Raw genomic sequence first — 7,187 nt, 5'->3', positions numbered from 1 at the left:
TTTTTTAATGCCTAAAAACAAAGCCCTGGAAATTTTACTGTTCGTAAAATTTCCAGGGCTTTTCATTTTTCAAGGTGGGTTTTGTCCCAGCCTCATTTTTTTTCTCCAGGCACTTGTAACCATCAGAAGATAAAATATTTTTTTTGATATCTCAAAGTAAATGTCGTTTAAACCGATAGTAAAATATAAGCACATTTAGAGAGAAGGTTGTAAAATGAAACGTAAATCATTAAGCACTAAAATGGTTTTAATACTTATTGCGGTCATGTTACTTTTATTTTTGGCAGTGTCTGCGGTGTTCACTATGAGTACGCTTAGAACTGTAGAAGATTCAATTAGGAGTCAAGCGGTATCTACGGCGAGTTATTTAGCAAGTAAGATAGATGGGGATGAGTATAATAAGTTTTCGGAAAATTCTGTTGAGAATGATACATATTGGAATATTCGTAACCAGCTCATAAACTTATTGGATAGTACCGGGTCTCTGTATGTTTATACATTGAAAGCAGATCCGAGCGCTGTGGAAATAATGATCGATGGGTATGCAAAGGGAGTCGAAGGGGCTGCAACAATCGGTCAACTAACTACCGGCACGACTTATAACGATGTGAAAGCAGTATTAAAAGGGGATTCTGTAAGTACAAAAGTTATTGACGATCCTCAGTTTGGGAGGTATTTGTCTGCGTTTTCTCCTATTAAAGCTAGTAATGGTGACATAGTGGGGATTTTAGCGGTGGATATTGCCGCGGAGAATGTAGTAGAAATTCAAAATAATCTCCTTAAAACAACTATTCCAATTGTCGCTTTACTCTTTTTTGTTATTATTTTAATTCTTACTATACTATTTTACATATATACAAAAAGAACATTTGCGCCTCTTGGGGTTGTAAGTGAAGCGTTAGGAGATTTCGCAGATGGAAAATGGACGATAGCATCCAAAAAAGTAGGGGCTATTAAATTCAAATCGGAAAATGAAATCTCAGCATTAGCAAAAGCTTTTACAGCTTCATATAAACAGCTAAGTGCAACAATGAATGAGATAACAAGTCAGTCTAACCGTATCTCACAATCGTCTACTCAATTATTCGGAACGATTGAAGAAACGATGGAAACGAACCGTATGATTAATGCGCATATGGTTGAATTAACGGAAGGTAGTGCAAAGTCGTTACAAAATAGCGAAGAATCTGTTACAGCCCTCGAAGAAATGTCTATTGGCATACAGAAAATTGCAGATTCAGGGAACGATATGACGAATACTTCTAATGAAGTTGCGGAATTTATTGGAAAAGGACATGAGGAGTCCAAACAAGTTGTTGTACAAATAAAAGAAGTGCAAGAAATGTTTCTGCAAACAGGCTCAAAAGTGGCTGAACTTAGTAGCCAATCCAAACAAATTCAGGCGATAACGGTAGTAATGACAGGGATTGCAGAGCAAACTAATCTCCTTGCATTAAACGCGGCAATTGAAGCAGCAAGAGCTGGTGAAGCAGGTAAAGGTTTTGCTGTGGTTGCCGATGAAGTAAGAAAGTTGGCTGAACAATCGAAGCGGTCTGCAGAAGAAATAAGAACACTTATTGATAATTTTGAACTTGTAACGAATGAAGTGAGCGATGTTATGGATGTGACATCAGCAAAAGTTATAGAAGGAACAGAGTCTGTTCAAGAAATTGGTAATATGCTTGAACGAATAGTAAAAATGATCGCTCAAATAAACCTGGAAATTCAAGATAACTCCGCTGTTACAGAGGAAATGTCTGCTGGTTCAGAGGAAATCCTTGCAGCTTTTGAGGATATTAAAGGATTCGCACGTAATACTGCTACTCAAACTGTAGAGGTCGCAAGTTCTACCGCAGAACAAACAAAAGCAATGGGAACTTTGGAAACAATGAGCGGAGATCTTCAAAAAGTTGCACAATCCTTAAGTGAGTTAATAGAGAAATTCGAGTAGTATTCTTAATAATATAAGGTATAGCAGAGAAAGAAAAGAGCAGACCAATTATATAGACGGTCTGCTCTTTATAAATATTAATTTCCAATTTCAGCATTGTACCATGGTTCATTTTTTCAGACTCATGCTTGTTATTTCTAAGAGCTCAGAAATTGTTACGAACTTATAACCCTGTTTTTGTAATTCGGGTAGAATCTCTTCCAGTGCCTTTACAGTTTGAGAACGATCTCCCCCTGCATCGTGAAACAACACAATATTGCCTGGTTTAGCGCCGGACAGTACTTTCGAAACGATTTTATCTACCCCAGGTGTTCTCCAATCTTGTGTATCCTGGTGCCATGACCACATAACGACTCTATAACCGCTTTCCACCGCTGTATTGATAATATTATCGTCGTAACTACCTCCAACCGGACGATAATATAACGGGTAGGAGCCAGTTATATCATGAATGATTTCATTTGTTTTCTTTAGTTCATCTTTCAGTTTTTCAGGAGTGACTTTATAGAGGTGGGTATACGTGTGGTTTGCTATTTCATGACCTTCTTGTCCCATTTTAAGAATAATTTCGGGCATTTTCTCCACATGTTTACCAATGACAAAAAATGTAGCTTTCGCATCATACTGTGCGAGTAGATCTAAGATTTGCGTTGTATAAGTAGCATGGGGTCCGTCGTCAAAGGTAAGTGCAATGACTTTTTCTTCTGTTTCAACGTCCCAAAGAACATATCCTTTCTGTTCATAATACGGTCTCCCTTTATCCATCGCTTGAGAAGCATAAGCAATAGAAAAAATCAAAACTATAAATAGTCCGATTTTCCATACTAAAGATTTCAAATATAATTCCTCCTAATGTTGCTGTATTGGGGGAAATTTTTAACGTTGCATTTATTGTTCACTGAAGCATCATGAAATATACCGCTTAATTATCAGGTAAAAATAAAACGCTCGAGAGAGGGATAGCAAATCCACCTTCCAAGCGTTTATTACCGTATTAGTATTACGGTTTTACGTATTTTTTATTTTAGAATATCTTTTTTTGGACTCTTTCTTCTTTCAATATTTCTACGGATTCTCTGAAACGGAGAGAATGGACGTTTTCTCTTTCTCTTAAAAATCTTAACGCATCAGTAACCCCGGGGTCGTCTGATATATCGATTATCCATTGATAAGTTGCGCGAGCTTTCTCTTCGGCTGCGATGTCTTCATAAAGATCGGCTATTGGATCTCCTTTGGATTGGATATAGGTCGATGTAAATGGTACACCTCCTGCATTTTCATAAAAAAGCGAGTGACCATGATTGACAAAGTGTGCCCCAAGTCCAGCTTTTTCTAATTGTTCGGGCGTAGCATCTTTTGTTAATTTGTAAATCATCGTAGCGAGCATTTCAAGATGAGAAAACTCTTCTGTCGAAATATCGGTTAACACACCAATCACCTTGTCTGGAACAGTATAACGTTGGTTCATATAGCGAAGAGCAGCAGCAAGTTCACCATCTGCACCACCGTATTGTTCCATCAGGTACTTTGCAAGCATTGGATTACAAGTGGTTACTTCTACAGGGTACAACAGTTTTTTTTCATAAACCCACATTGCTTTTCCCCTTTCTCATCTTTGCCATGGCCAAGGTGTAGAATTCCAATGCCAACCAACCTCGATTGCTTGTGCAGAAGGGACGGATAAAAGAGAAAGGGGACCGAATCTTGCTTCATATTTTCTTCTCACTTTTGCTGCTTCTTTTATTGCTTCTCGCCATTGTTGGATTGCTTCCATATCATTGGGATGTGTATCTGTATATAAAGTAAGTTCTACGACGACGAAATCGGCTTGTTGTACCTTTTTTAGCATGTTCCATTCTTCCTCATGTGAATTCATGAAATTCCCTCCTCGCGAGAAAATCCATCCACAAATTGCGGCCAAAGAGAACCTTGTCTTAAAGCTTCTTCTGGTGAATTTTGTGGGAGACCAGGCTTTTGGAAATTCGTAAATAGTTGAGGCGGTAAAACAAAAGTTTTTTCTAAAATAGGGGGGCAAGGATCCCGTGGCGATACAAATGGTCTAAACGTTCCTCGGAATTGAGATTGATCCAAACCAAATCACTCCTTCAGATTATCCTATGAAAACAATGATTAAATAATACGAAGCGGACAACTTGTTCGAAGAAAATTTATCCTGCCTTAGCGAGCGGTAATATTTCAACTGAATGAGATTCAATTTACATGAAAATGAATAAAGCCTTCTTCGTCTAGCACGATAAAGAAGGCTTTATAGCTGAATTATATTCCAAGGAAAAACAGAACAAAAGGAATAGTGACAATACTAATAATCGTCGTAACAAAGGTCGTGAAGGATACGAGATCTGGTTCCGTGCCAAATTGAAGCGCAAGAAGCGTTGTATTCGCTGCAGTTGGCATAGCTGCTTGTATGATAAATACAGTTTTAATCATATCGTTAAGTGGCATGAAATAAACGACTAATGCTGCAATTACAGGAGAAATAATCATTCGAATAACAGTTGCTACTGACACGTAGCGATAAGCAACCTTTTTTCTTGAAATAACAGCTAACTGCATACCGAGGACAAGCATGACGGTTGGAATAGATGCATCCGCAACAAGACCAACTCCATCCATTATCGCTTTAGGAATTGAAGCTCCAACTAATTGCAAAATAATTCCTAGAGCCGCTGCATAAATGAGAGGCATACGTACGACTCTCTGCAATGATTGACGCCACGATGCCTTTTCTTCTCCGCCTAAAGAAGCAAAAAAGATACCAAATGTATTGATGAACAAGCCGTGTAAAACCATAATAATAACAGCATAATCAAAACCAACAGCACCTAACGCAAAAAGAACAACTGGCGCACCATAATTGCCGCTATTCGGGAAAGCTGCACCGAGCATTAAAGCTGCAAATTGCGGACGAGTAGATTTCATCAAGTGTGCAGTAATCCATACAATCAGGAAGAGCCCAAAAATAAGAAGGATACAAGCTAACACCATGTAAAAATAATCGATCGTTAACGCATGTGTATAAAATGTGCGAAAAGCCAAAAAAGGAGACATTAGATAAAGAGCAGCGGTCGAAATAGATCTAATATCAAACCCTATTAATCTCTGACCGATAAAACCAATAAAAAAGATAATAAAAACAGGTAAAATGATCAACACTAACTCCATAAAACTCACCTCATCAACACTTCTATCTATTAAACAACTATAACATTAATTGGTTATTCATTTTTAATAATTTGAAAACTGTTAGTGCAATTGCCTAAAAAGGAAACATTTTTTTAATCTTGCATATACTTTTATAATGTAAAAAGGAGGGAGTTAACTGGTAATATCATTTCAAGAATCCGCTTTATATGAATTACATTTTTGGTTGCAAGTGTTAGGAGACCATGGAAGGTTTATTCATGACTCATTGGCTCCTGGTGAAAAAGAGAAAATTGAGGTTGCAAGTTCTTTTATTAAACGGTTTGATCAATTACTAGAAACTTCTCAAAAGTCTTTGACTAATGAGCAAATTATGGAGTTGGCTAAAAAAGCAAAAGTAGCAAGTGAGAAAATTCGAGCGTTTAAGTTATGGTTAATAAAAGAACACCTAGTTGGAGAAATAAAGATTTCGTTGCCACCAACTTTCATCAACCATATGGTAAATGAAGTAGAAGAAGCTATACGAGTATTCTCCTATTTAGAAAAAGGAGAGAACATTCCGGCAGTGCACCCTTTGCACCATGATTTGTTATGGCTCATTGATGCTGCAGGTCATGCTGGAGCTATAGATACGGACTTGGATAGAGTGGAAAAACAGCTAAAAGAAAAAGGACAGCAGTTTATGAAGGATTGGGAAGACTTCTATTTAAAAGCAGTAGAATTAGCAGGTTACTTACGGGCGAATGTAGATAAGTTCCCAGCATTAGATAAATTCCATCAAGATATTGAATTAGAAATGACTATTTTTAAAGGGTTTTTAAAGGAATTAGAAGAAATGAGAATTAAAAGAGAGGCGTTAGGAACTTTTACGCCACTCATGGCAGATCATATGGCCAGGGAAGAGACATATTACTTAAAAAAGATAGAGCTAGTCTCTTAAAGTCTTAAGAAAGCGAACAGAGCTGTGCTAAATTCGATTAGCTACTATTTTAAAAGAAATTTATTAATTTCAATGCCCTCCGATTTATGGAGGTTTTTTTGTTGGTAAAACAAGAACAATTAAGTAATGAACATGATAAACTCCATGAGCTAATGTATTGACACTTTATATTACTATGATTTATAGTTATTCTGAATTCAAAATATACCGAAATGAGATATATTAATTCAAATTAAGGAAGTTGATCTTTCATGGGTTTTTTAGAAAAAATATTTGGTAAAGACAAACAGGAGGAAGAAACAATGACAGTAGAAAAATTAAAAATTGGTATTGTAATAGGTAGCGTACGCCAAGGTCGTAATGCAGAAGCAGTAGCTAACTGGATGTATGACTTTGCAGCAAAACGAAATGATGCAGAATACGAATTAGTAGATCTTGCAAACTACAAACTACCTTTCTTAGGAGAAGAACTTCCTGCAGAAAGACAAGACGAAGCAAACACAGCTATCAAAGGCTGGTCAGATAAAATGGCTTCATTCGATGGTTATATTTTCGTTACTCCTGAATACAACCATGCAATTGGTGGAGCGCTTAAAAATGCACTGGATTACTTAAAACCAGAAGTAGCTAATAAAGCAGCTGCTTTTGTTGGATACGGTAGCCTAGGTGGTACACGTGCACATGAAAACCTACGTTTAATCTTAGGAGAACTTTCTGTTGCAGACGTTCGTACAGCAGTTACATTCTCACTAATGACAGACTTCGAAAACATGAGCGTGTTCAAACCTGCGGATTACCATGCAACTAACGCTAACGCTATGCTTGATGAAGTGCTTGCATGGAGCGGTGCTTTAAAAACAATTCGCTAATGAATAAGTAAAATGCCAAGATGAAAGCATTATTCATCTTGGCATTTTTATATTGAACGCAATATAGGGATAATGCATCTTAAATAGTTTTATCAAGTGATCGCTGCGATTTTCGCTGTAGGCGGACGCTTTCCGCCGCCGGGTGAGCGATGAGCCATCACCGCCGCTTACGCGTACGTTGTGATGGCTCATTTGCTCACTCATCCGGCAGGAGTCACCGCCTTCCGCTTCAATCAACGAAATATACTAGCTAATTAGCGTTTAG

General features: G+C 37.5%; 8 protein-coding genes. 3 read left to right on the top strand and 5 right to left on the bottom strand.

What is annotated here, in order from left to right:
• The first annotated feature begins 214 nt into the window (after nt 1-214).
• On the top strand, nt 215-1,951 hold the full coding sequence (locus ACIQYS_RS22235; protein ID WP_402985188.1) for a methyl-accepting chemotaxis protein: 1,737 nt from the start codon (nt 215-217) through the stop codon (nt 1,949-1,951).
• A gap of 108 nt (nt 1,952-2,059) precedes the next feature.
• On the opposite strand, the gene ACIQYS_RS22230 is transcribed toward ACIQYS_RS22235, so the two are convergent.
• From ACIQYS_RS22230 to ACIQYS_RS22210, 5 genes are all read right to left on the bottom strand, one after another.
• On the bottom strand, nt 2,060-2,788 hold the full coding sequence (locus tag ACIQYS_RS22230; protein WP_402985186.1) for a polysaccharide deacetylase family protein: 729 nt from the start codon (nt 2,786-2,788) through the stop codon (nt 2,060-2,062).
• A gap of 187 nt (nt 2,789-2,975) precedes the next feature.
• On the bottom strand, nt 2,976-3,545 hold the full coding sequence (locus tag ACIQYS_RS22225; RefSeq protein WP_402985184.1) for a manganese catalase family protein: 570 nt from the start codon (nt 3,543-3,545) through the stop codon (nt 2,976-2,978).
• 15 nt (nt 3,546-3,560) lie between these two features.
• Nucleotides 3,561-3,827: a spore coat protein CotJB gene (locus tag ACIQYS_RS22220; RefSeq protein ID WP_402985182.1), complete on the bottom strand. Its 267-nt coding sequence runs from the start codon at nt 3,825-3,827 to the stop codon at nt 3,561-3,563.
• Entirely contained in the window at nt 3,824-4,042 is a 219-nt protein-coding gene (locus ACIQYS_RS22215; protein WP_402985180.1) for a spore coat associated protein CotJA, read from the bottom strand. The genes ACIQYS_RS22220 and ACIQYS_RS22215 overlap by 4 nt, the downstream gene beginning before the upstream one ends.
• A gap of 186 nt (nt 4,043-4,228) precedes the next feature.
• On the bottom strand, nt 4,229-5,134 hold the full coding sequence (locus ACIQYS_RS22210; RefSeq protein ID WP_402985178.1) for an AEC family transporter: 906 nt from the start codon (nt 5,132-5,134) through the stop codon (nt 4,229-4,231).
• A gap of 157 nt (nt 5,135-5,291) precedes the next feature.
• On the opposite strand from ACIQYS_RS22210, the gene ACIQYS_RS22205 reads away from it, so the two are divergent.
• Together ACIQYS_RS22205 and ACIQYS_RS22200 are read left to right on the top strand one after the other, a co-directional pair.
• Nucleotides 5,292-6,053, top strand: coding sequence for a DUF2935 domain-containing protein (locus tag ACIQYS_RS22205; protein WP_402985190.1), 762 nt, complete (start codon nt 5,292-5,294; stop codon nt 6,051-6,053).
• A gap of 302 nt (nt 6,054-6,355) precedes the next feature.
• Entirely contained in the window at nt 6,356-6,922 is a 567-nt protein-coding gene (locus tag ACIQYS_RS22200) for an NADPH-dependent FMN reductase (protein ID WP_402985176.1), read from the top strand.
• Nucleotides 6,923-7,187 lie beyond the last annotated feature (265 nt).

Source organism: Psychrobacillus sp. NPDC096426, from assembly GCF_044762745.1.
GTDB lineage: Bacteria > Bacillota > Bacilli > Bacillales_A > Planococcaceae > Psychrobacillus.
The sequence above is the reverse complement of the archived record's forward strand: the minus strand, read 5'-3'. Positions and strand labels throughout refer to the sequence as shown.